18 protein-coding genes are annotated in these 22,368 nt (G+C 67.5%); 10 read left to right on the plus strand and 8 right to left on the minus strand.

Going from position 1 to position 22,368, the window contains the following annotated elements:
* Positions 1 to 185: 185 nt before the first annotated feature.
* The gene (locus C1931_RS01050; protein WP_108751825.1) at positions 186 to 1,094 is read right to left on the minus strand and encodes a LysR family transcriptional regulator; all 909 of its coding nucleotides are present in this window, start codon (positions 1,092 to 1,094) and stop codon (positions 186 to 188) included.
* Between the two features lie 208 nt (positions 1,095 to 1,302).
* Positions 1,303 to 2,271, minus strand: a complete 969-nt coding sequence (locus tag C1931_RS01055; RefSeq protein ID WP_108748102.1) for a LysR family transcriptional regulator — start codon at positions 2,269 to 2,271, stop codon at positions 1,303 to 1,305.
* Positions 2,272 to 2,381: 110 nt separating this feature from the next.
* Between C1931_RS01055 and aceB the strand changes: the two genes are divergently transcribed.
* The 4 genes from aceB to C1931_RS01075 all read left to right on the plus strand — a co-directional run bounded on the left by aceB (position 2,382) and on the right by C1931_RS01075 (position 9,263).
* Positions 2,382 to 4,004: a malate synthase A gene (gene aceB, locus C1931_RS01060; RefSeq protein ID WP_108755101.1), complete on the plus strand. Its 1,623-nt coding sequence runs from the start codon at positions 2,382 to 2,384 to the stop codon at positions 4,002 to 4,004.
* A 70-nt stretch (positions 4,005 to 4,074) separates the two neighbouring features.
* Positions 4,075 to 5,376 (plus strand): isocitrate lyase, encoded by a 1,302-nt coding sequence (gene aceA, locus C1931_RS01065; RefSeq protein WP_108748104.1) that lies wholly within the window; start codon positions 4,075 to 4,077, stop codon positions 5,374 to 5,376.
* A gap of 293 nt (positions 5,377 to 5,669) precedes the next feature.
* Positions 5,670 to 6,710: a GGDEF domain-containing protein gene (locus C1931_RS01070; protein ID WP_108755102.1), complete on the plus strand. Its 1,041-nt coding sequence runs from the start codon at positions 5,670 to 5,672 to the stop codon at positions 6,708 to 6,710.
* 15 nt (positions 6,711 to 6,725) lie between these two features.
* The gene (locus C1931_RS01075; RefSeq protein ID WP_108755103.1) at positions 6,726 to 9,263 is read left to right on the plus strand and encodes a putative peptide modification system cyclase; all 2,538 of its coding nucleotides are present in this window, start codon (positions 6,726 to 6,728) and stop codon (positions 9,261 to 9,263) included.
* Here the strand turns inward: C1931_RS01075 and C1931_RS01080 are convergent.
* A complete protein-coding gene (locus C1931_RS01080) occupies positions 9,217 to 9,525 on the minus strand; it encodes an NHLP-related RiPP peptide (protein WP_108751829.1) in 309 nt (102 codons plus the stop codon). The two genes, C1931_RS01075 and C1931_RS01080, sit on opposite strands and share 47 nt — an antisense overlap.
* A 143-nt stretch (positions 9,526 to 9,668) precedes the next feature.
* Here C1931_RS01080 and C1931_RS01085 point away from each other — a divergent pair, with 143 nt between their 5' ends.
* A complete protein-coding gene (locus C1931_RS01085) occupies positions 9,669 to 10,838 on the plus strand; it encodes a putative peptide maturation dehydrogenase (RefSeq protein WP_108755105.1) in 1,170 nt (389 codons plus the stop codon).
* 5 nt (positions 10,839 to 10,843) lie between these two features.
* Here the strand turns inward: C1931_RS01085 and C1931_RS01090 are convergent, their stop codons facing one another.
* The 3 genes from C1931_RS01090 to C1931_RS01100 are packed head-to-tail and all read right to left on the minus strand — an operon-like array spanning position 10,844 to position 15,652.
* The gene (locus C1931_RS01090; protein ID WP_108757611.1) at positions 10,844 to 12,826 is read right to left on the minus strand and encodes an acetyl/propionyl/methylcrotonyl-CoA carboxylase subunit alpha; all 1,983 of its coding nucleotides are present in this window, start codon (positions 12,824 to 12,826) and stop codon (positions 10,844 to 10,846) included.
* Positions 12,827 to 12,867: 41 nt separating this feature from the next.
* Positions 12,868 to 14,478, minus strand: coding sequence for a carboxyl transferase domain-containing protein (locus C1931_RS01095; protein WP_108755106.1), 1,611 nt, complete (start codon positions 14,476 to 14,478; stop codon positions 12,868 to 12,870).
* 10 nt (positions 14,479 to 14,488) lie between these two features.
* The gene (locus C1931_RS01100) at positions 14,489 to 15,652 is read right to left on the minus strand and encodes an isovaleryl-CoA dehydrogenase (RefSeq protein ID WP_108751831.1); all 1,164 of its coding nucleotides are present in this window, start codon (positions 15,650 to 15,652) and stop codon (positions 14,489 to 14,491) included.
* A gap of 158 nt (positions 15,653 to 15,810) precedes the next feature.
* On the opposite strand from C1931_RS01100, the gene C1931_RS01105 reads away from it, so the two are divergent.
* The 3 genes from C1931_RS01105 (at position 15,811) to C1931_RS01115 (ending at position 18,812) form a co-directional block, all read left to right on the plus strand.
* Positions 15,811 to 16,425, plus strand: coding sequence for a TetR/AcrR family transcriptional regulator (locus C1931_RS01105; RefSeq protein WP_108755107.1), 615 nt, complete (start codon positions 15,811 to 15,813; stop codon positions 16,423 to 16,425).
* Between the two features lie 181 nt (positions 16,426 to 16,606).
* On the plus strand, positions 16,607 to 17,125 hold the full coding sequence (locus tag C1931_RS01110) for a c-type cytochrome (RefSeq protein WP_108755108.1): 519 nt from the start codon (positions 16,607 to 16,609) through the stop codon (positions 17,123 to 17,125).
* Between the two features lie 241 nt (positions 17,126 to 17,366).
* Positions 17,367 to 18,812: an ExeM/NucH family extracellular endonuclease gene (locus tag C1931_RS01115; RefSeq protein WP_108755109.1), complete on the plus strand. Its 1,446-nt coding sequence runs from the start codon at positions 17,367 to 17,369 to the stop codon at positions 18,810 to 18,812.
* 177 nt (positions 18,813 to 18,989) lie between these two features.
* Here C1931_RS01115 and C1931_RS01120 read toward each other — a convergent pair whose 3' ends face one another.
* Positions 18,990 to 19,847, minus strand: a complete 858-nt coding sequence (locus C1931_RS01120; protein ID WP_108755110.1) for a hypothetical protein — start codon at positions 19,845 to 19,847, stop codon at positions 18,990 to 18,992.
* Between the two features lie 43 nt (positions 19,848 to 19,890).
* Between C1931_RS01120 and C1931_RS01125 the strand changes: the two genes are divergently transcribed.
* Together C1931_RS01125 and zapE are read left to right on the plus strand one after the other, a co-directional pair.
* Positions 19,891 to 20,562, plus strand: coding sequence for an alpha/beta family hydrolase (locus C1931_RS01125; protein ID WP_108751836.1), 672 nt, complete (start codon positions 19,891 to 19,893; stop codon positions 20,560 to 20,562).
* Positions 20,559 to 21,659 carry a cell division protein ZapE gene (gene zapE, locus C1931_RS01130; protein ID WP_108755111.1) on the plus strand — a complete coding sequence of 367 codons (1,101 nt, stop codon included), beginning with the start codon at positions 20,559 to 20,561 and terminating at the stop codon, positions 21,657 to 21,659. The genes C1931_RS01125 and zapE overlap by 4 nt, the downstream gene beginning before the upstream one ends.
* A gap of 54 nt (positions 21,660 to 21,713) precedes the next feature.
* Here zapE and C1931_RS01135 read toward each other — a convergent pair.
* Positions 21,714 to 22,368, minus strand: a 655-nt coding sequence (locus C1931_RS01135; protein WP_108757612.1) for a transposase, incomplete at its 5' end; no start/stop codon positions are given.

Genomic DNA, 22,368 nt, shown 5'->3' on the forward strand with positions numbered 1-22,368 from the left:
CGCGGTCATTCCGCCGCGAATGCACCACGCAGCAAGCCGGCGAAATTGCGGATCAACCCCGCAGCCGGTGACCGCCTGAACCCCAGCGGGTTCCGCGTGCGTCCGCTCTGGTAGGTGCCGACCTTGGTCGGCACTCTGGCGCGGGCCAACCAAGGTTGGCCACTACCACTACAAGGTGGCCGCGGTCATTCCGCCGCGAATGCGCCACGCAGCAAACCGGCGAAATTGCGGATCAACGGCGTCACCCCTTCGCGGCGCCACGCCAGCTGTACTTCCGAATGCGCACCGGCGTCAGCCAGCGCCACGAAGCGCGCGCCTTCCACGCGGATGTGATCGCACGACGCCGGCAGGATCGCCGCACCGAGGCCCGCGGCGGCCAGGCTGATCAGGGTGGATGCTTCGCCCGCCTCCTGCACGATGCGCGGGGTGAAGCCCGCCGCCGCGCACAGCGCGATCATGTGGTCGTGGATACCGGCACCGGCGCTGCGGCGGAACGCCACGAAGGGCTCCTGGGCGAAATCGCGCAGCGACAGCGCGCCGCTGGCCGACAGCCGGCGCAGGGCAGGGTGGTCGGCATGCACGATCAGCGCCAGTGGATCGACGAACAGGCTGTGCGCCACCAGCTCCGGCGGCAAGGTGCGCTTGCGGATGATGCCCACGTCCAGGCTGCCGTCCAGCAGCGCATCGATCTGCTGCAGGGTATTCATCTCGCTCAGCTGCAGCCGCACCTGCGGGTACTGCTGGCGGTAGTGCAGGATCGAACGTGGAATCTGCGGCGACAGCGGCGTGGCCCGGGTCAGGCCGATATGCAGTTCCCCCTGCTCGCCGCGCTGCGCACGCTGCACCTCCTCCACCGCGCTTTCCACCTGCAGCACGATGGCCCGCGCGCGCTCCTGCAGCAGCTCGCCGGCGGGCGTCAGCTGCACCCGGCGATGGCTGCGCACGAACAGGCGCGCTCCGATCAGTTCTTCCAGTTGCCGGATCTGCTGGCTGAGCGGCGGCTGCGACATGCCCAGCCGCTCGGCCGCCTGGCCGAAGTGCAGCGTATCGGCAACGGCCAGGAAGTAGCGCAGGTGGCGGAGTTCGATGGACATGGGCCCAGTCTATACATGGGGTCAGACCCCGTCGCGCAGCGGCGGGCTCTGACCCCCGGTAGGTCAAGCGCATCCACGCATGGCGAGCACCTCATGGGGTCAGATCCCGTCGCGCAGCGGCGGGCTCTGACCCCGGTAGGTCAAGCGTATCCACGCATGGCGTGGATCTACCGTGTCGACCAAGGTCGACACCTACCAAGAGCAGCCCCTACCGTTCCGAATGCCCGCTCTGGTCGTAATCGCGCGGGCTGAACAACTCCGGCTGCACCAGATCGATGAACGCCCGCGCCTGCGCCGACAGCGCCTTGCCCCGGCGCACGATCACCCCGTAGCTGCGCTCGGGGAACCAGCGTTTCATCGACCGCGCCGCCAGCCGCTCGCCATCGCTTTCGTGCAGGCACAGCGCCGGCACGATGGAAATGCCCATGCCCATCGCCACGTACTGCTTGATCACTTCCCAACCGCCCACTTCCAGCGCCACCGTGTACGCAATGCGGTGGCGCTGGAACACCTGGTCCACCAGGCGGTAGGTGATCTGCCGCTTCGGTGGCAACACCAGCGGGTAGCGCGCGATGTCGGCCAGTTCCAGCTCGCCGCCGCTGGCCAGCGGATGGTCGTGCGGGGCAATCAGCACCTGTTCGAAACGGTAGGCCGGCGCATAGGTCAGGTCGGCCGGCACGTCGGTCATCGAACCGATGGCCAGGTCGGCCGCATCCTCGCGCAACAGGTCGGTGCCATCGGCGCTGATCGCGTTGTGCAGGGTCAGGCGCACATCGGGGTGGTGCTGGCGGAAGCGTTCAACGATCTTCGGCAGCAGGTACAGGATGGTGGAACTGTTGGCGGCGATGTTCAGTTCGCCCGCGTCCATCCCGCGCACCTTGTCGCGGAAGCGTGCCTCCAGCCCGTCCAGGCTTTCCACCAGCGGCTGCGCCATCTCGTACAGCAGCTGGCCCTCGCGGCTGGGCACCAGGCGCCGCCCGCTGCGCTCGAACAGCGGCACCCCCAGTTCGCGTTCCAGCGCCTGCAACTGCAGGCTGATGGCCGGCTGGCTGACGAACAGCGCCTCAGCTGCCCGTGAGACCGAGCCCAGGCGCACCGTCTGGCAGAACGCGCGCAGCGGCTTCAGCCGGTCGGATTTGTAGGAAAAACGCGGACTTGGCGGGCTGCGTGTGGGCATGGCGTCATAAGTATTAGCACGTTTTATGTAAATCATTGCAAAAACTGTTTTGCCAAATACTGGGGCGGGGCGGCACTTTGGGGGCGTTCCCCCACCGCTGGAGTTGCCCCATGTCCGCCGTCGCTTCCGCCGTTCCCTCCACCCCGGCCAAGGCCACCCCCGGCATCGCCCTGGCGACCCGCGTGGCCGGTCAGGACACCGTGCTGCCGGCGCCGCTGCTGGCCCTGCTGGTGTCGCTGCACCGCGCGGTGGAACCGGGTCGGCAGGCGCGGCTGCAGGCCCGTCGCGAGCGCCAGGCGTTCTTCGACCAGGGCGGCCTGCCGGATTTCCGCACTGACACCGCCGCGATCCGCAGTGGCGACTGGACCGTGGCCCCGCTGCCGGCCGCGCTGCAGGACCGCCGCGTCGAGATCACCGGCCCGACCGACCCGAAGATGGTCATCAACGCGCTGAACTCCGGCGCCAAGGTGTTCATGGCCGACTTCGAGGATTCCACCTCGCCCACCTGGCGCAACCTGCTGGCCGGGCAGCAGTCGCTGGCCGCCGCCGTGCGTGGCGATCTGGAATTCACCGCCGCCAATGGCAAGCACTACACCCTGCGTCCCTTTGAGGAACAGGCGGTGCTGATCGTGCGCCCGCGCGGCTGGCACCTGGACGAAAAGCACGTGGCCGTGGACGGCCAGCCGCTGGCCGGTGGCCTGTTCGACGCGGCCGTGTTCGCCTTCCACAACGCCCGCGCGCTGCAGGCCAAGGATCGCGGCCCGTACTTCTACCTGCCCAAGCTGCAGAGCATGGAAGAGGCCGCGCTGTGGGAAACCGCGCTGTCGCACATCGAAGGGATGCTGGGCCTGCCGCACGGGCAGATCAAGGTGACCGTGCTGATCGAAACGCTGCCGGCCGTGTTCGAGATGGACGAGATCCTGCACGCGCTGCGTGACCGCATCGTCGGCCTGAACTGCGGCCGCTGGGATTACATCTTTTCGTACCTGAAGACCTTCCGCCGCCACGCCGACCGGGTGCTGCCCGAGCGTGGCCAGGTGACCATGACCCAGCCGTTCCTGAAGGCCTATTCGGAACTGCTGATCCAGACCTGCCACCGCCGCGGTGCGCATGCGATGGGTGGCATGGCCGCACAGATTCCGATCAACCACGATGCCGCGGCCAATGAGCAGGCCATGGCCCGCGTTCGCGCCGACAAGCTGCGCGAAGTCAGCGCCGGCCACGATGGCACCTGGGTCGCACACCCGGCGCTGATTCCGGTGGCGCAGGCGATCTTCGACGAACACATGCCGGGCCCGAACCAGCACAGCGTGCTGCGCCAGGACGTGCGCGTGGGCCGCGACGAGCTGATCGCACGGCCGCCGGGCAGCATCACCCGCGCTGGTTTCGAGGGCAACGTGGAAGTCTGCGTGCGCTACCTGGCCGCTTGGCTGGACGGCAACGGCTGCGTGCCGATCCACCACCTGATGGAAGATGCGGCCACCGCCGAGATCAGCCGCAGCCAGCTGTGGCAGTGGCTGCACACGCCGGGGCAGCAGCTGGACGATGGCACTGCCATCGACCTGGGCCTGCTCGATACCACCCTGGCGCAGCTGCCGGCACGGCTGGGCGACACCAGTGCGCTGCCCGGCGGTAGCCGCATTGCCGAAGCCATCACCCTGCTGGGCGAACTGAGCCGCAGCAACGAGCTGACCGATTTCCTGACCCTGCCGGCCTACGCGCGCATCGACTGACTGCTGCACGCGCTCCCACGCCGCTTCCTTCCCCGCTGCACCCGCTGCACGAACCGAACTGGAGAAAGACATGAGCACGCTGCCCACTGCCGAACAGATCCAGCACGACTGGGACACCCACCCGCGCTGGGAAGGCATCCAGCGCAACTACAGCGCCGCCGATGTGGTGCGCCTGCGCGGCACGGTCCACATCGAACATTCGCTGGCCCGGCTGGGCGCGGAAAAGCTGTGGGCGTCGCTGCACGAGCGTGAGTTCGTCAATGCGCTGGGCGCGCTGACCGGCAACCAGGCCATGCAGCAGGTCAAGGCCGGGCTGAAGGCGATCTATCTGTCGGGCTGGCAGGTGGCCGCCGATGCGAACCTGGCCGGGCAGATGTACCCGGACCAGTCGCTGTACCCGGCCGATTCGGTGCCGGCGGTGGTCAAGCGCATCAACAACACCCTGCTGCGCGCCGACCAGTTGCACCATGCCGAAGGCAAGGATGAGATCGATTTCCTGCAGCCCATCGTGGCCGACGCCGAGGCCGGTTTCGGCGGCGTGCTCAATGCCTTCGAGCTGATGAAGGCGATGATTGAAGCCGGTGCGGCGGGCGTGCACTTCGAGGACCAGCTGGCGTCGGTGAAGAAGTGCGGGCACATGGGCGGCAAGGTGCTGGTGCCGACCCGCGAGGCGATCGAAAAGCTCAACGCCGCGCGCCTGGCCGCCGACGTGCTGGGCGTGCCGACCCTGCTGGTGGCGCGCACCGATGCCGAAGCGGCCGATCTGCTGACCAGCGACATCGATGCCAATGACCGCCCGTTCACCACCGGCGAGCGCACCGTGGAAGGCTTCTACAAGACCCGCAACGGTCTGGACCAGGCCATCAGCCGCGGCCTGGCCTACGCCCCCTATGCGGATCTGGTGTGGTGCGAGACCGGCAAGCCGGACCTGGAATTCGCACGGAAATTCGCCGAAGCGATCCACGCGAAGTTCCCCGGCAAGCTGCTGGCCTACAACTGCTCGCCCAGCTTCAACTGGAAGAAGAACCTGGACGACGCGACCATCGCCAAGTTCCAGCGCGAGCTGGGCAGCTATGGCTACAAGTTCCAGTTCATCACCCTGGCCGGCTTCCACGCGCTGAACTACGGCATGTTCAACCTGGCCCACGGCTACGCGCGCCGCCAGATGAGCGCCTTCGTGGAACTGCAGGAGGCCGAATTCGAAGCCGCCGAGCGTGGTTTCACCGCCGTGAAGCACCAGCGCGAAGTGGGCACTGGGTATTTCGATGCGGTGACCCAGGCAATCCAGCAGGGGCAGTCCTCGACCACCGCGCTGACCGGCTCGACCGAGGAAGAACAGTTCCACGGCGGGCGCAGCGAACGCGCGGCCTGAGCCGAATCCGGCCGGCCCCTGTCCGTAGAGTCGAGCCTGCTCGACTGGCGCAATCCGGCCGGCACCCGCCTACGACCCCCGATCAGGGTGGCCAGGGAAGGGCCAGACGACGCCGGCAGGTCGGGGGACCTGCCGGCGTTGTTGTAAGCGAACTGAGCACTGTGTCAGCTGAATAGGCGCTGCGCGGGGTAACCCACCGGGATCTGCGGCGATTTGACGCAAAATGAGAAGCGGCGCACAGTTTCAAGCGGTGCTATGCTCCGCTGCTCACCAGGGGACGCTGGCGGCAGGGAATGACCGGCAGGGGTTCAGCCGAGACATCAGACATGACATCCGGTATCGCCACAGCGGCGATGGCCGGGATGACGCATGCCGTGCTTTCCGACGCTGAAGTGGCCCTGTTCGCGCAGTTTTCCCAGCCGCGCCCGCTGCCGGCCGGCCAGTGGTTGTTCCTGCGCGGGCACCCCGGCCAGAGCATGTACGTCATCCTGGAAGGCCAGATTGAACTGGACTTCGGCGAAGACCTGCTGGTGAAGACCCTGGGCCGCCACGAGTTCTTCGGCGAACTGGGCCTGCTGATGGGCAACCACGCCCGCAGCGCCGGCGCCCGCGCCATGAGCGACTGCACGGTGCTGGAACTGGGCCCGGATGCCTTCCAGCGCCTGGTCGATGCCGATCCCGGCCTGGTGGCGCAGTTCCTGCGGCGCACGATCATGCGCGTGCTGGCCAACGAACAGGCCCTGATCAGCCAGCTGCGGCGGCGCAACCACGACCTGGAAACCGCGCTGGACAACCTGTACATCACCACCCACCAGCTCACCCATACCCGCGAGCTGGTGCGTACCGATGAACTGACCGGACTGCACAACCGCCGCGGCCTGACCCTGTACTTGAAGGAATCGCGCGCGCACCCCGACGGCCCGCCGCAGGCGTTGCTGCTGATCGACTGCGACCACTTCAAGCAGATCAACGACCGCCATGGCCACCAGGCCGGCGACCGCGTGCTGCAGAGCATGGGCAACATCCTGCGTTCAATGGCCGGCGAGCACGATCTGGCCTGCCGCCTGGGCGGCGATGAGTTCTGCCTGATCCTGCGCCGCGCCGACCGCGAGGCCGCCCAGCATGCCGCCGAGTTCATCCTCAGCGCCGTGCACGGCCTGCTGGAACGCGGCCACGGCACCCCGCACGTCAGCCTGGCCAGCATCGGCGTCAGCATGCTGGTACCGGAGGCCGACTGGAGCGAATGGTATGCCGGTGCCGATCGGGCGCTTTACGAAGCCAAGCGCGCCGGCGGAAACTGCCTGCGATGGGCCCACGGCCCGGACGGACAATGAGCGGAGACCCAGGTGATGAACGGCGACACCGGAACGTCGACCCCGCACAGCCCTCAGCTGCGCGCGTTGCTCTTCACCGATCTCTGCGACTCACTTACCCTGGTCGAACACATAGGTGACAGTGCAGCCGCAGAACTTTTCCAGGACCATGACCGCTTGGTGCTGCGGCTTCAGCAAACCTGGAACGGACGCCTGATCGATCGGTCCGATGGCTTGTTCCTGCTGTTTGAACGCCCGATCGATGCACTGGGGTTCGCACTTGACTACCAGAGTGAACTGGCCGTGCTTGGCACCGCGCGCAATGTCAGCCTCCGTGCCCGCGCGGGCTTGAACGTGGGCGAAGTCATCCTCTGGAACAACAGTGCCGAGGCCGTGGCCCACGGTGCCAAGCCGGTCGAGGTCGAGGGGCTGGCCAAGCCCATGGCTGCGCGGCTCATGCAGCTGGCCCGCCCTGGGCAGATCCTGGTATCGGCGTCGGCCGAATCGACGGTCCGGCGCAGCGCCGGCGAGCTGGGCAGCCGAGGACAGAGTCTTCAGTGGAAATCACATGGTCGCTGGCGCTTCAAGGGCATCGCCAGTGAACAGGAAGTGTTCGAGGTCGGCGTGCCGGGTGAGGCCGAATTCCGCAGGCCTCGCAGCCACGGCAAGGCGCGCCGCTCGATTGCGTGGTGGCGCAGACCCCTGCCTATGGCGATGAATGCCGTAGCGGCGCTGGTGTTGGCTCTCATCGGCTGGTCGCTGTTGCGACCCGCGCCTGCCATCGCTTTCGCCGAACGCGAATGGATCGTGCTGGCGGACGTACAGAACCTGTCCGGCAACATGTTGCTGGACGATGGCTTCGAACAGGCCTTCCGCATCAGCCTGGAGCAGTCCCGGTACGTCAATGTGCTCAGCAACATCAAGGTGCAGGACACGTTGGAGCGGATGCGCCAGGAACGAGGCCTGCTGGACACGCAGGCTGCAGTGGAAGTCGCGCTGCGTGAAGGCGCACGTGCGGTCGTGGTGCCGCGTGTGGAAGAGCTGCATGGTCGCTTGCGGGTGACCGCGCAGCTGATCGATCCCACCACCGGCAAGGTGGTGTGGACCACGCATGCCGAGCAGCGGGGGATGGAATCGCTGTTTGCCTCCACTGATGCGGTTACGGTGGCCCTGCGCAACGAGCTGGGCGAGGCCATGAAGCAGGTTTCGCAGACGTCGCTGCCGCTGCCGCAGGTGGCCACCAGTGATCTGGATGCACTGCACGCCTACGCGATAGGCCTGCAGGCCTACGGCGATGGCCATTACAACGAAGCGCTGCGCTTCTTCGAGCAGGCATCGCGCTTCGATCCCCTGTTCGCCTTCGCTTATCTGGGGCAGATGCGGGTCTATGTCGCCCGTGGTGATCTGGACAACGCCCGGCGCATGCTGAACCGTGCCGGTGGCATCCGTGCCCGCCTTCCCGGCCGTGATCGCCTGTATCTGGATGCATGGCGTACCGAGCTGGAAGATGGCCGCCTCGAGGAGGTGTCCGCCAAATGGAAGCTGCTGGCTGATCTGTATCCGGATTATCACGGTGCCCACGCGAACTACGCCTGGGCCATGCAGACCCTGGGGCGCTATCCCGAATCCGAAGCGTCGGCCAGGAAGGCCACCGTTGCCGCCAATCCCCTGCAGTCCATCGCATGGCAGGATGTCGGCCGCGCGCAGCTTGCCCAGAACAACTATGCCGGTGCATTGGAAAGCTACCGCGTATCCGCCAGGTTGGGGCGATGGACCAGCAACCGCCACCTCGTTGCGGCCACGGCAGCGTCAGGTGACCTCGCCGGTGCACAGCGAATGATCGACGGCGAACCCGATCGGGGGTTTGGCAACGGCTTGGAAGGCGTTGCCGTGGCGGTCGATGCCGGCGACACCGCGCGTGCCGCCGCCGCCAACAAGCGCGCGCTGAAGGCCTGCGGAGAAAGCGTGCTGGCCTGCCAGATGTTCGAACTCCAGGCGTTGCTGCTGGCTACCGAAAGCGGTCGTCCAGCGGACGCTTCGGCTTTTGATCGCGTCACTCGCGGACTGCTGGCCCGCGTCAAGGCGACCAAGGGACAGGATCGCGCCGAATGGATGTTTCTGGCCGCAGCGGCGGCCTATGGCGCGCAGCGGGCAGACCATGCACAGGTGGCAGGCGATCTATTGCCTGCCCTGAAGGAACTGTCCGATTCGGTCGGCGACCTGCGGAGTCGGCAGATGGTGACCTTGGTCGAGGCCAACGCCGACCGCCTGCAGGGGCATGCGGCAGAAGCCCTTGCCCGTCTGCAGCCTCTGTTGGATGGTACTGAACTGTTCCAGGCGCGCGTTGTGCGCTGGCAAGCACTGGCGGCCGAGCACGACCCGGGCGAGCCGGAAGCACGCCAGTGGCTGCTGGCCAATGCAGGCCGTGCCTATGCGGAAAGTGCGGGGTCCTACGTGATGCAGCTGGTCAACACCAGCGAACTGCGCCAGGCCCGCACCTGGGCCTCGGCGCAGCAGAACGCATCCCTTACGGTGCCGGCGGGTGCCGCAGCTGCGCGTCAATCTCGCCACTGACGAAGCAGTGGGGCACGCGGAACACTGCATCGGCGGTGAGGCGTTCCACCAAGCGGTCGCGCGCCTGGGCAAACTCCTCCTTGCTGGCCAGTGGGCCCTGGGTGCTGCAATCCTTGCACGCCTCGGCGACATCGGGTGCAATCGCGCCCAGCGCCTTGGCCGGGGTTTCATGGAAAACAGCTCGGAACGCGTCGTCGCTGGACAGCAGGTCGAGCAGCTGCAGCGCTTGCTCGGGGGAGAGCAGGGGAAGATCGGGGGTCATTCTACGGCCTCTGGTTCTGGGAAAAAGCGCGATGGCAGTTGCATGATGCCAGTGCAGGTAGCGGCGGCGGCCGCGATGGCTTGAGCCGACAGTTCCAGCTGCTGCGGCCGAAAACATCTCTGTCGACTTCCCGGACCACCGCCATGCCCGTACCCCGCTTCCGCCGCTGCCAGCAGCTCATGATCGAACTGCGCACCGTCGAACACTACGCTGTGGCCGACCTGCTGGCGGGCGGAACCTCGGTCGTCAGCAGCACGCAGTGGGTTGCTGTTGCTCCGCATCTGGACGCAGCAGTCGTGCTGGACGAGGACATGCTGCTGGCATTGGGGCGGATGCCCGCTGCGCAATGGACGGAAGACGGTCCGCAGTTTTCGCGTGGCGTCATCGCGCGTCTGTGCCAAGCCGGCCTCGTGTTCGGCGATGGCGATGAGGATCACGCGTGGCAGGAGGCCGAGCGAGCCTTGTCAGCCACCTCCTGGTGGACGCCTGCGGCGGTCATGCATCGGCTCGCGCGCTGGCAGAACCAGGACAGTGTGACAGCACTGCGCGAAGCGGGACTGGAGACGGCAGCGGGCCTGTGCAGGCAACTGGGTCCGCCACCGCCGGCATGTGCCGAGCCTGGAGAGCGCGCCATCGATCTGGTGGTGCCTGATGAAGTGCCCTTCGATGCCTGGCTCAAACAGCGCGCTACCTGCCGCAACTTTGATCGCACACGCCTGCTCGACCTTGCCACGCTCTCACAGCTGCTATGGCGGGTGTTCGCCAGTCATGGAGAGCAGCGCGAAGGTGATGACGCGATCTTCCTGAAGAAGAATGTGCCCTCTGCGGGGGGATTGCATCCCACCGAGGCCTTCCTGCTGGTCCAGTCCGTCCTGGGCCTGGAGCCCGGCCTGTACCGCTACCATCCCATCGACCACAGCCTCAGCCCCGTTGCTGGGCCGGTTGACGATCCCGCTGCGTTGGCCCGGCGGTTTGTTGCCGGGCAGCAGTGGTTCGCCGATGCCCATGTTCAGGTGATTCTTGCACCACGCTTTGCGCGCACCTTCTGGAAGTATCGCCAGCATCCGAAGGCCTACCGTGCGGTGATTCTCGACGTTGGTCACGCCTCGCAGCTGCTGCTTTCGTGTGCGACCGAGGCCCGGCTGGGCGCCTTCGTCACCGCCGCGATCAATGAGCAGGATATCGAGCAGGTACTCGAGCTGGATCCGATGCAGCAGAGCCCCATGGCCATCTGTGGGATTGGCTGGCGCAGTGAGCTGATGACAACCAGTGAGTTCGATCCCGGCCGCCAGGTCTGGCAGCCGGGAACCTGAAACCGTCACCCCACCGCGAAATCCACCAGCACCGCGCCATCCCCCACCTGGTCGCCCGCCTTGGCGCGGTACCCCTTCACCGTGCCATCGGCCGGTGCCTGCAGGGTGTGCTCCATCTTCATGGCTTCCAAAACGACCAGCGGCGTGCCGCGCTTTACCTGGGTGCCGGCCTGGACCAGGGTGGCCACGATCCTGCCCGGCATCGGTGCCAGCAGGCTGCCGGCATCGGCGCTGGCGGTGTCCGATTCGGCAACCGGATCGTGCAGGGTGAAGCGGTGCTGGCCCGCTGCATCGAACAGGAACAGCTGGCCGCCGTCGCGCAGCAGCTGCGCCGACCGGCGCCGGCCACCTACCTGCAGCGTCAACTGTTGTGCATCGGCGGTGCCGATCAGCGTTGCCGGCGCCGCGTCATCGCACTGCACGCGCCAGCCGTCGGCCTGCGCCCACACCTTCAGGGTGCGGGTGCGCTCGCCCTGCTGCAGCGGCAGCACGCGCGCTGCGGCGGCACCCAGGCGCCAGCCATCCTGCGCCTGCCAGGGCGAATGCGGATCGCGCGCATCGCTGCCGGCACGCGCGGTGCTGGCCACGGCCGCGACGGCCGCCAGCTGCCACAGATCGTCATCGGCATCGCCCACCGCATTCAGTGCGGCCTGCTCGCGTTCGATCAGCGCGGTATCCAGCTTCGCGTTGGCAAACGAATCGGTGTTCACCAGCCGGCGCAGGAAGCCGGCATTGGTGGTCACGCCCACCACCTGGCAGTCGACCAGGGCCTGGCTCATGCGGCGCAGCGCGGCATCGCGGTCCACGTCCCAGACGATCAGCTTGGCAATCATCGGGTCGTAGTACGGGGTGATGCTGTCGCCTTCCTCTACGCCGGTATCCACGCGCACGTTCGACGAGGGCGCCGGCAGGCGCAGGCGGCGCAGGGTGCCGGTGGACGGCAGGAAGCCGCGGTCGGCATCTTCGGCATACAGCCGCGCTTCGATGGCGTGGCCGTGGATGGCCAGTTGCTCCTGGCGCAGCGGCATCGGCTGGCCGGCCGCCACGCGCAATTGCCACTCCACCAGATCGGTGCCGGTGATGAACTCGGTCACCGGATGTTCCACCTGCAGGCGGGTGTTCATTTCCATGAAATAGAAATCGCCGTCCGGGCCGGCAATGAACTCCACCGTGCCGGCGCCCACGTAGCCCACCGCGCGCGCGGCATCGACGGCCGCCTTGCCCATGGCCGCGCGGCGCTCGGCGCTCATGCCCGGCGCCGGTGCTTCTTCCAGCACCTTCTGGTGGCGGCGCTGCACCGAGCAGTCGCGCTCGAACAGGTAGACCGCATCACCGTGGGAATCGCCGAACACCTGGATCTCGATGTGGCGCGGGCGCTCGACATACTTTTCGACCAGCACATGGTCGTTGCCGAAGGCCGATGCCGCCTCGCGCTGGCAGCTGGCCAGCGCATCGACGAAATCGTCGCTGCGTTCAACCTTGCGCATGCCCTTGCCACCGCCGCCGGCGCTGGCCTTGATCAGCACCGGGTAGCCGATGGCATCGGCCTGTTCGCGCAGGAAGGCCGGTGCCTGCTGGTCGCCGTGGTAGCCCGGGGTCAGCGGTACGCCGGCCTGGGCCATCAGCGCCTTGGCCGCGCTCTTGTCGCCCATCGCGCGGATGGCGCTGGGCGGCGGGCCGATGAAGGTGATGCCCGCAGCGGCACACGCATCGGCGAAGTCCGCATTCTCGGACAGGAAGCCATAACCGGGATGGATGGCCTGCGCACCCGTGCGCCGCGCCGCGTCCAGCAGCACGTCGCCGCGGAGGTAGCTGTCGCGGGCGGCGGCCGGGCCGATATGCACGGCCTCGTCGGCCAGGCGCACGTGGCGCGCGGTGCGGTCGGCATCGGAATACACCGCCACGGTGGCGATGCCCAGGCGACGGCAGGTGGCAATCACGCGGCAGGCGATTTCGCCACGGTTGGCGATCAGGATCTTGGTGAACATGGCAACGGGCTTCATGGGAGCGTGCTCGGTCATGGCATGGGTTACATGCGGAACACGCCGAAGCGCGTCTGCTGCGGGGCGGCGTTCAGGCTGGCCGACAGCGCCAGGGCCAGTACGCGGCGCGTGTCGACCGGATCGATCACGCCGTCATCCCACAGGCGGGCACTGGCGTAGTAGGGGTGGCCCTGCTGTTCGAACTGCTCGCGGATGGGCGCCTTGAATGCATCTTCTTCTTCGGTCGGCCACTGGCCGCCCTTGGCCTCGATGCCATCGCGCTTCACCGTGGCCAGCACGCTGGCGGCCTGCTCGCCGCCCATCACGCCGATGCGTGCGTTGGGCCACATCCACAGGAAGTTGGGCGAATAGGCGCGGCCGCACATGCCGTAGTTGCCGGCGCCGAACGAGCCGCCGATCACCACGGTGAACTTGGGTACCTTGGCGCAGGCCACCGCCATCACCAGCTTGGCCCCGTCCTTGGCGATGCCGCCCTGTTCGTACTTGCGGCCGACCATGAAGCCGGTGATGTTCTGCAGGAACACCAGCGGGATGTTGCGCTGGGTGCACAGTTCGATGAAGTGCGCGCCTTTCAGGGCCGATTCGGAGAACAGGATGCCGTTGTTGGCGATGATCCCGATCGGATAGCCGTTCAGATGGGCAAAGCCGGTGACCAGGGTGGCGCCATAGCGCGGCTTGAATTCATCAAAACGCGAGCCGTCCACCAGCCGCGCGATCACTTCGCGCACGTCGTAGGGCTTGCGCGTGTCGGCGGGAATCACGCCATACAGCTCATGCGCCGGCAGCAGCGGTTCTTCGGGCGCCTGCACGGCCATCGCCGGTTCCGGCTTGCGCCAGTTCAGCTGGGCGATGATCGCGCGCACCCGCGCCAGTGCCTGCAGGTCGTTGTCGGCCATGTGATCGGCCACGCCGGAAATGCGCGTGTGCACGTCGGCGCCGCCCAGTTCTTCGGCAGTTACCACTTCGCCGGTGGCGGCCTTCACCAGCGGCGGGCCGCCCAGGAAGATCGTGCCCTGTTCGCGCACGATCACCGTTTCATCGCTCATGGCTGGCACGTAGGCGCCACCGGCGGTGCAGCTGCCCATCACGCAGGCGATCTGCGGAATGCCCTGCGCCGACAGGTTGGCCTGGTTGTAGAAGATGCGGCCGAAATGATCGCGGTCGGGGAACACCTCGTCCTGCAGGGGCAGGAAGGCGCCGCCCGAATCGACCAGATAGATGCAGGGCAGGCGGTTCTGTTCGGCCACTTCCTGCGCGCGCAGGTGCTTCTTCACCGTGACCGGGTAGTAGGTGCCGCCCTTCACCGTGGCATCGTTGGCCACGATCACGCACTCCACGCCGCTTACCCGGCCGATGCCGGCCACCACGCCCGCTGCGGGCACCGCATCGTCATACATGCCGTGCGCGGCCAGCGGCGCGATTTCCAGGAAGGCGCTGCCCGGGTCGAGCAGGGCGTCGATGCGGTCGCGTACCAGCAGCTTGCCGCGCGCGGTGTGCTTGGCGCGTGCTGCCTCGCTGCCGCCCAGCGCGGTGCGCGCCAGGGTGGCGTGCAGGTCGTCGACCACGGCCTGCATGGCCGCGCGGTTGCTTTCAAACGTGTCGCTGCCCGGTTGCAGCTGGGTGTTCAATACGGTCATCGCAGTGGCCTTACAGGGTGCGCTGGAACAGTTCGCGGCCGATCAGCATGCGGCGGATTTCCGAGGTGCCGGCGCCGATTTCGTACAGCTTGGCGTCGCGCCACAGGCGGCCGGTCGGGTATTCGTTGATGTAGCCGTTGCCGCCCAGGATCTGGATCGCCTGGCCGGTCAGCCAGGTGGCTTTTTCGGCGGCATACAGAATGGCGCCGGCGGCGTCCTGGCGGGTGGTGCGGCCCTGGTCGCAGGCGCGCGCCACCGCGTAGACGTAGGCGCGGCAGGCGCCCAGGCCCACGTACATGTCGGCGATCTTGGCCTGGATCAGCTGGAAGCTGCCGATCGCCTCGCCGAACTGGTGGCGTTCGTGCACGTAGGGCATCACCACGTCCATGGCCGCGGCCATCAGGCCCAGCGGACCGCCGGACAACACCACGCGCTCGTAATCCAGGCCGGACATCAGCACGCGCACGCCGCCGCCGACGGCGCCCAGCACGTTTTCTTCGGGCACTTCGCAATCCTGGAACACCAGTTCACAGGTGGGCGAGGAGCGCATGCCCAGCTTGTCCAGCTTCTGCGCGGTGGAAAAGCCCTTCATGCCCTTTTCCACCAGGAAGGCGGTGATGCCCTTGGCACCGGCGTCCATGTCGGTCTTGGCGTAGACCACCAGCACGTCGGCGTCGGGGCCGTTGGTGATCCACATCTTGTTGCCGTTCAGTACGTAGCGGTCGCCGCGCTTGTCCGCGCGCAGCTTCATCGACACCACGTCCGAACCGGCGCCCGGCTCGCTCATCGCCAGTGCACCCACCTTCGCACCGCTGCACAGGTCGGGCAGGAAGCGCTGCTTCTGTTCCTCGCTGCCGTTCTTGCGCAGCTGGTTAACGCACAGGTTGGAGTGCGCGCCATAGGACAGGCCGATGCCACCCGAAGCGCGCGAGATCTCTTCCATCGCCACCACGTGGGCCAGGTAGCCCATGCCGGTGCCGCCGTATTCTTCTTCCACGGTCAGGCCCAGCAGGCCCTGTTCGCCCAGCTTCGGCCACAGCGCCAGCGGGAACTGGTTGCTGGCATCGGCCTCGGCGGCGAGCGGAGCGACCTCGGCGGCGGCAAAATGGGCCACGCTCTGGCGCAGCAGGTCGATCTCTTCGCCAAGATCGAAGTTCAGGGATGGCACGTGCATTGCGGTGGCTCCACGAGGGAAGGTGGGGAATGGACGCACCCGTGAAGGGGGAGCGGGGCCTGTTGAAGGCAGGCCCCGCACGGGCGATTCGGGCCCAGCGTAGCGGGGTTCGATGAAGAAGTGAATACAAATTCAAAAATTGAAACTAGAATCAGAATATGGCCTACAAACGCTCTGCATTGATGGAAGAACGCCTGGCCGGGGCCCGTGAACGGATCCTGCTGGCCACCCGTGCGCTGGTGGCCGCTGGCGGCTGGCGCAACGCCCCGGTGACCGCCGTGGCGACCCAGGCCGGCATGTCCACCGGGCTGATCTACCGGCATTTCCCGTCCAAGGCCGAGCTGTTCGTGGAGGTGCTGAACGCGGCCGTGGCCCATGAAGTGGCGATCATGGAGCGCATTGCCGCCGCGCCGGGGCCGGTGGGCGAGCGCCTGCGCCTGGCCATCACCGCCTTCGTGCGCCGCGCCCTGGCCGGGCCGGGGCTGGCCCATGCCTTCATCGTCGAGCCGGTGGACCCGGACGTGGAAGCCGAGCGCATGCGCGGGCGCCGCGCCTTCGGCGATGTCTTCCTGGGCTTGCTGGAAGAAGGCGTGGCCAGCGGCGAACTGCCGGCGCAGGACACCCATGCCGCCGCCGCGTGCCTGGTGGGGGCGTTCACCGAAGCGATGGTCGGCCCCACCGCGCCCAGCCGCGAAGCACACCGCGACGAAGACGCACTGGTGGACGCGATCTGCAGCTTCTGCCTGCGCGCCGTCGGCGCCCCGCTTTCGTAGCGTCGAGCTTGCTCGACGGTTTCTGTTCGCCGGGCATGGCCCGGCGCTACCCGCGTGCGGATGCATGTTGCGCCGCACCAGCACGGGCGCCTGTTGTCGCGCGCAAACCGCGTTCTATACTCGCCCCTACACGCAGTCGCTCAGCCGTGGTCCCACGACTACCAGCCAGGGGTAACGAAGAGTGCGGAATTACGATCTGGAGTTCCTGAAACGCTTTTCCATGGTGATCGCCCTGTTGGCCGCCATCACCCTTGGCCTGATCCTGCTGGCCGCGTACATCCACACGCGTATTCCGCCTGAAGTGTCGCCGACGGCGGCCAAGCGCACCGAGCAGCGCATCGCGCCCACGGGTGCGGTGTACGCCGGCAGCACCGGCGCGGCCGCGCAGGCCGCAGCCAAGGCTGCCGCGCTGGCCAAGGCCGCCGCCCAGGTGGCCTACGGCGGCACCACCGATGGCAAGGTCATCTTCGACAACCTGTGCACCGCCTGCCATACCACCGGTGTCGGCCAGGCCCCCACCCTGGATCATGCACATTGGGACCAGCGCCTGGCACAGGGCAAGGACACCCTCTACAAGCACGCCATCGAGGGCTACACCGGCCCGGACGGCGGCATCATGCCGCCCAAGGGCGGCAACCCGGCGCTGACCGAAGAGCAGATCCACGCCACCGTGGACTGGATGCTGGGCAACCTGAAATAACGGCCGGACGGGGGAACGGCGAAACGCCCGGTAGAGTCGACCGTTGGTCGACTGCTCTTCCCAATGCCACCGAAACGCCCGCGCTGCGCGCGATAGTCGACTGACAGTCGACTCTACCCGCCGGTTGCCCCGGTTGCGCTCCCCAGGCGGCTTTGCCGGCCAAGGCCAAAACTGCCCGCGTCGCGGGGGTTTCGCATTTCAGGGTTAGTCTGTGCGCCTCAATTCATGGAGTCGTGAGTCGATGCGCCGCCGTTCCCTCGCCCTTGCTCTGTCCCTGTTGCTGCCGGCCGCTGCGTTCGCCCAGGCCCAGCCGCAGGCCACGCCGGCCCCGGCCGCCAGCCCGGCCCCGCGCAGCAGCGCCACCGTGGTGCTTACCGCGGCCCCGGCCGACTGGCGCACCCTGCAGGGCCAGCACGTGCGCATCGCCGCGCCGCTCACCCTGGCCGGCACCGACGGCCTGGAACGCTTCGGCGAGCTGACCGTGGCCTTCGAAGGCCGCCTGTGGCAGCCCAGCGAAGTGGCCGCCCCGGGTACCGCTGGCAGTGAACAGGTGATGGCCGACAACCAGCGCCGCCGCCTGCTGCTGGACGACGGCAGCGACGCCCGTGACCCCGGCAGCGTGGCCTACCTGCCGGGCAACCCGGTGCTGCGCACCGGCATGCAGCTGCGCAACGTGGAAGGCACCGTGCGCGTGGACGCGCAGGGCCGTGCCCGCCTGCAGGTGGACGGCACATTGCAGCTGCCGGAACTGCAGCGCCCGGCCGTGCCCAAGGTGCCCGGCAGCCTGCAGATCGCGGCGTTCAATCTGGAAAACTTCTTCAACGGCGACGGCCAGGGCGGCGGCTTCCCGACCCTGCGCGGCGCGCGCACGCTGGACGAACACAAGGCGCAGGTGGCCAAGCTGGTGGCCACCATCAGCGCCCTGGATACCGATATCGCCGCGCTGATGGAACTGGAAAACGACGGCTACGGTCCGCAGTCGGCCATCGCCGAACTGGTGGACGCGCTCAATGCCGGCCTGCCCGCCACGCAGCACTGGGCGTTCGTTGACGCCGGCGAAGGCCCGGGCACCAATCCGATCCGGGTCGGCATCATCTACAAGCGCGGTGCGTTCAAGCCGCTGGGCAAGCCGCTGACCAAGCTCGACGGCCCGTTCGCCGAACACAGCCGTGCGCCGCTGGCGCAGGCCTTCCAGGGCAGGGGCGCGACGTTCATGGTGGTGGCCAACCACTTCAAGTCGAAGGGCTGCCGCGATGCCAGCGGTGCCGATGCCGACCAGAACGACGGGCAGGGCTGCTGGAACGCCACCCGCGTGGAATCGGCGCGCCAGCTCAACCAGTGGGTGAAGGCCGAAGCCGCGCGCCTGAAGGTGAAGGACATCGTGCTGCTGGGCGACTTCAATGCCTACGCGATGGAAGACCCGATCCGCACCCTGCACGACCTGGGCTGGCAGGATGCGTTCAAGGTGGCCAAGGTCGAGCACCCCTACAGCTACGTCTACAACGGCTACAGCGGCCGCCTGGACCACGCGCTGCTGAGCGCCAGCATGGCCCAGCGCCTGGCAGGCGCCGCCGAATGGCACAGCAATGCCGACGAACAGGACGCCAGCGGCTACCAGGGCCGCAACGTGCAGGGCCCGTGGCGCAGTTCCGACCACGACCCGCTGCTGCTGGGCTTCGACAAATAAGGATTCGCCGGGGCACGCCCGGCGGCTTTCTGTAGAGTCGAGCCATGCTCGACTGCTGTGGGGAGATGCAGGGGTCAGAGCCCATTCCGCTGGAATGGGATCCGACCCCGGGGCAATGATCGCGGCAGGGGTCGGATCCCATTCCAGCGGAATGGGCTCTGACCCCGATCCACATGCTCACCCCCAGGCGATCAAGCCGATCGCCAGCACCGCCAGCGCCAGGCCGGTGCGGTTCCACTTCGTGGTGGCCTCGCCGAAGGCGAACACACCCACCAGCGCGCCCAGCACCACCACGCCGATGTTCATGCCGGCGAATACCGTGGCCGGGCTGTCCGGCATCGACTGGTGCGCGTGCACATAGAAGAGAATGTTGCCGCCGTTGAGCAGGCCCAGCAGCGCGCCGGCGCCCAGGTTGCGCCAGGCCAGCCGGCTGCGGCCGCTGAAGTGCCGCCACAGCTGCAGCGCCAGCATCAGCACGAAGGCCACGCTGAAACTGGCCAGCACCGCCGCCATCGACGGCGTACCGGACAGCGCCACCTGCTTCAGCAGCACGTCCACCACCGCAAACCCGCCCCACACCCCCAGCAGCCAGCCCCAGCCGCCGGGCGAGGCGGCCACGGCCGGCCCGCGCGGGCGCAGGCTGATCGCCACCATCGCCACCAGGCCCAGCGCCAGCCCGGCCAGCTTCCACGGCGTGGCGGTCTGGCCGAAGAACAGGAAGGCCGCGGCCAGTGACAGCAGCAGCGACAGGCGCTGGGCCACATCGCTGCGCACGATGCCGGCCACCGCCACCGCGCGGCCCAGCACCAGGAAAATGGTCGGCAGCACCACCGCCAGCGCCAGCAGCGCGGCCCACGGCGCATGCGGTGCGCGCAGCGCATCCAGCGGCGGTTGCAGCACCGCGGCGGTCAGGGTGGCGGCTACCAGGTAGTTCCAGGTCACCATCTGCGGCACGTCCAGTGCGCGCCGCCCGGCCAGCTTCAACAGCACCGACACCAGCACGCTGCAGATCACAGCCAGGGACAGATAGAGCATGGGGCAGGCACAGGGCAGGGGCGGGGGACGGTATCATGTTGCCATGCGCAATCCCTCGTTCCCCGTTGCTCCCGGCGAAACCGCCTGTCTTGAACTGGACGGCCCGGCCGGTCCGCTGGAAGTGGTGGTCGATCTGCCCAAGGCCGACGTGCCGGCGCAGCCGATCGTGGCCATCGTCTGCCATCCGCTGTCCACTGAAGGCGGCACCCTGCACAACAAGGTGGTGACCATGACCGCCACCACCCTGCGCGAGCAGGGCATCGCCACGGTGCGCTTCAACTTCCGCAGCGTGGGTGGTTCGGCCGGCGACTTCGACCATGGCAATGGCGAACAGGACGACCTGAAGGCCGTGGCCGCCTGGGTGCGCAGCCAGCGCCCGCAGGATCGCCTGTGGCTGGCCGGCTTCAGCTTCGGGTCGTTCGTTTCGCTGAAGGCCGCCGCTGAACTGCAGCCGGAGGCGCTCATCTCGATCGCACCGCCGGCTGGTCGCTGGGATTTCGACGGCGTGCAGCCGCCGGCCCGCTGGCTGGTCATCCAGGGCGAACAGGATGAAATCGTCGATCCGCAGGCGGTCTACCAGTGGCTGGACACCCTGGGCGCGCCGCACGAGCTGGTGCGCATGCCCGACACCAGCCATTTCTTCCACCGCAAGCTGATCGACCTGCGCGGCGCACTCACCCACGGCGTGAAGCACTGGCTGGGCGCGGCGGCATGAACGAGGCGGTGCAGACCCCCTCGCAGCGCTATGCCGCCGGCGTGGCCCGCGGCGACTGGCAGAACGACCCGGCCCAGCACGCGGCCCTGGCCGAGCTGGACCGGATCCACCTGGGCCTGGTGGACAGCGCCGAAGACGGCTGGCTGGACCGCCTGTCCTCGTTCTGGAAGAAGCCCGAGCCGGTAAAGGGCCTGTATTTCTGGGGCGGGGTGGGGCGCGGCAAGACCTTCCTGGTGGACCTGTTCTACGACGGCCTGCCGATCAAGCAGAAGTACCGCACCCACTTCCACCGCTTCATGCGCAGCGTGCACGAGCGCCTGCGCGAGCACCAGGGGCAGAGCGACCCGCTGGCGAAGATCGCCCAGGAATGGCGCAGCAACCTGCGCGTGCTGGTGCTGGACGAGTTCTTCGTGACCGACATCGGCGATGCCATGCTGCTGGCGCGGCTGCTGGAGCGCCTGTTCGCCGAGGGCGTGACCCTGGTCACCACCTCCAACACGGCGGTGGAAAACCTGTACCTGAACGGCCTGCAGCGCGAGAGCTTCATGCCGGCCATCGGCCTGCTGCAGCGCTTCTGCGTGGAGCTGTATGCCGAAGGCACCGAGGACTACCGCATGCGCGCGCTGACCCGTTCGCCGGTGTACCGCGCGCCGCTGGCTGCCGACAGCGACGGCTGGCTGGGCAGCCGCTGGGCCGAACTGAGCGGTGGGCAGGCGGCCAAGGCCGGCAACATCGAGATCGAGGGCCGCAAGATTCCGGTGCGGGCCCGCGGCAAGAGCATTGCCTGGTTCGATTTCGCCGCCCTGTGCGAAGGCCCGCGCGGCCCGTCGGATTACATCGAGATCGCGCACGAGTTCAACACGGTGCTGCTGGGCGGCATTCCCGCCTTCGACCGCCTGAACGAAGATGCCGCGCGCCGCTTCGTGAACCTGATCGACGAGCTGTACGACCGCCACGTCAACCTGGTCTGCACCGCCAGCACCTCGCCCATCGAGCTGTACAGCGGCCAGCGCCTGCAGGGCGCCTTCGAGCGCACCGCCTCGCGCCTGATCGAAATGCAGAGCGCCGAGTACCTGGGCACCCCGCACCGGGCGTGAGGGCTTCTGCTGCCCGGCATCCGCTTTCGTAGAGTCGAGATCCTATGTTCGTGGTCAAGTCTGCTGGAAGCAGGCTTCACCCACTTTCAGCATGCTCGGGTCGAAATCCCGGCCGCTCTTGAAGACGCCCCACGCGATTCTGGCCAGCTTTCTGGCCAGGATGTTGAAGCTGGCGGTGCTGCTGTGTCCGCGGTCGCGGATGGCTACGTAGAGGGGTTTTCCCCCCTTGGATCGGGTCAGGCCCATGGCCGCCATGTAGAGGATCTGACGCAGGCCGGCATTGCCTCGTTTGGACAACCGGCGACGGCCTATCCGGGCACCGGATTCGTTGGGGCGTGGATCCAGGCCGGTGCAGGCCACCCAGGCGTCTGAGTTGGCCAACGGCCAGCGGGTGAGGTGATGGGTAACAAAGGCTGCCACCGTCGGCCCCACGCCCGGAATGGTCATGATCCGCCGATACAGATCGCGCTGTTCGCCGCTGCGACAGAGGTGTTGGATCTCTCGATCCAGCATCGCAATGGCCCCTTTCAGACCACTGAATATCGGCCCGAAGATGGCCGACTCAGCCGCGTCGGTCCCCAGAGAAAGATGGAGTGTTGCCTTGTTCCGGACCAGGCTGTCACGCTGCTGCAGAAGCACATGCAGCCGTTCCTGCTCCGGCGAGCGGGCGATGTGCTCGTGCAGATTGTCGGCCTCCCTGGCGATGTAC

It is taken from the genome of Stenotrophomonas sp. YAU14A_MKIMI4_1 (assembly GCF_003086855.1).
Taxonomy (GTDB): domain Bacteria; phylum Pseudomonadota; class Gammaproteobacteria; order Xanthomonadales; family Xanthomonadaceae; genus Stenotrophomonas.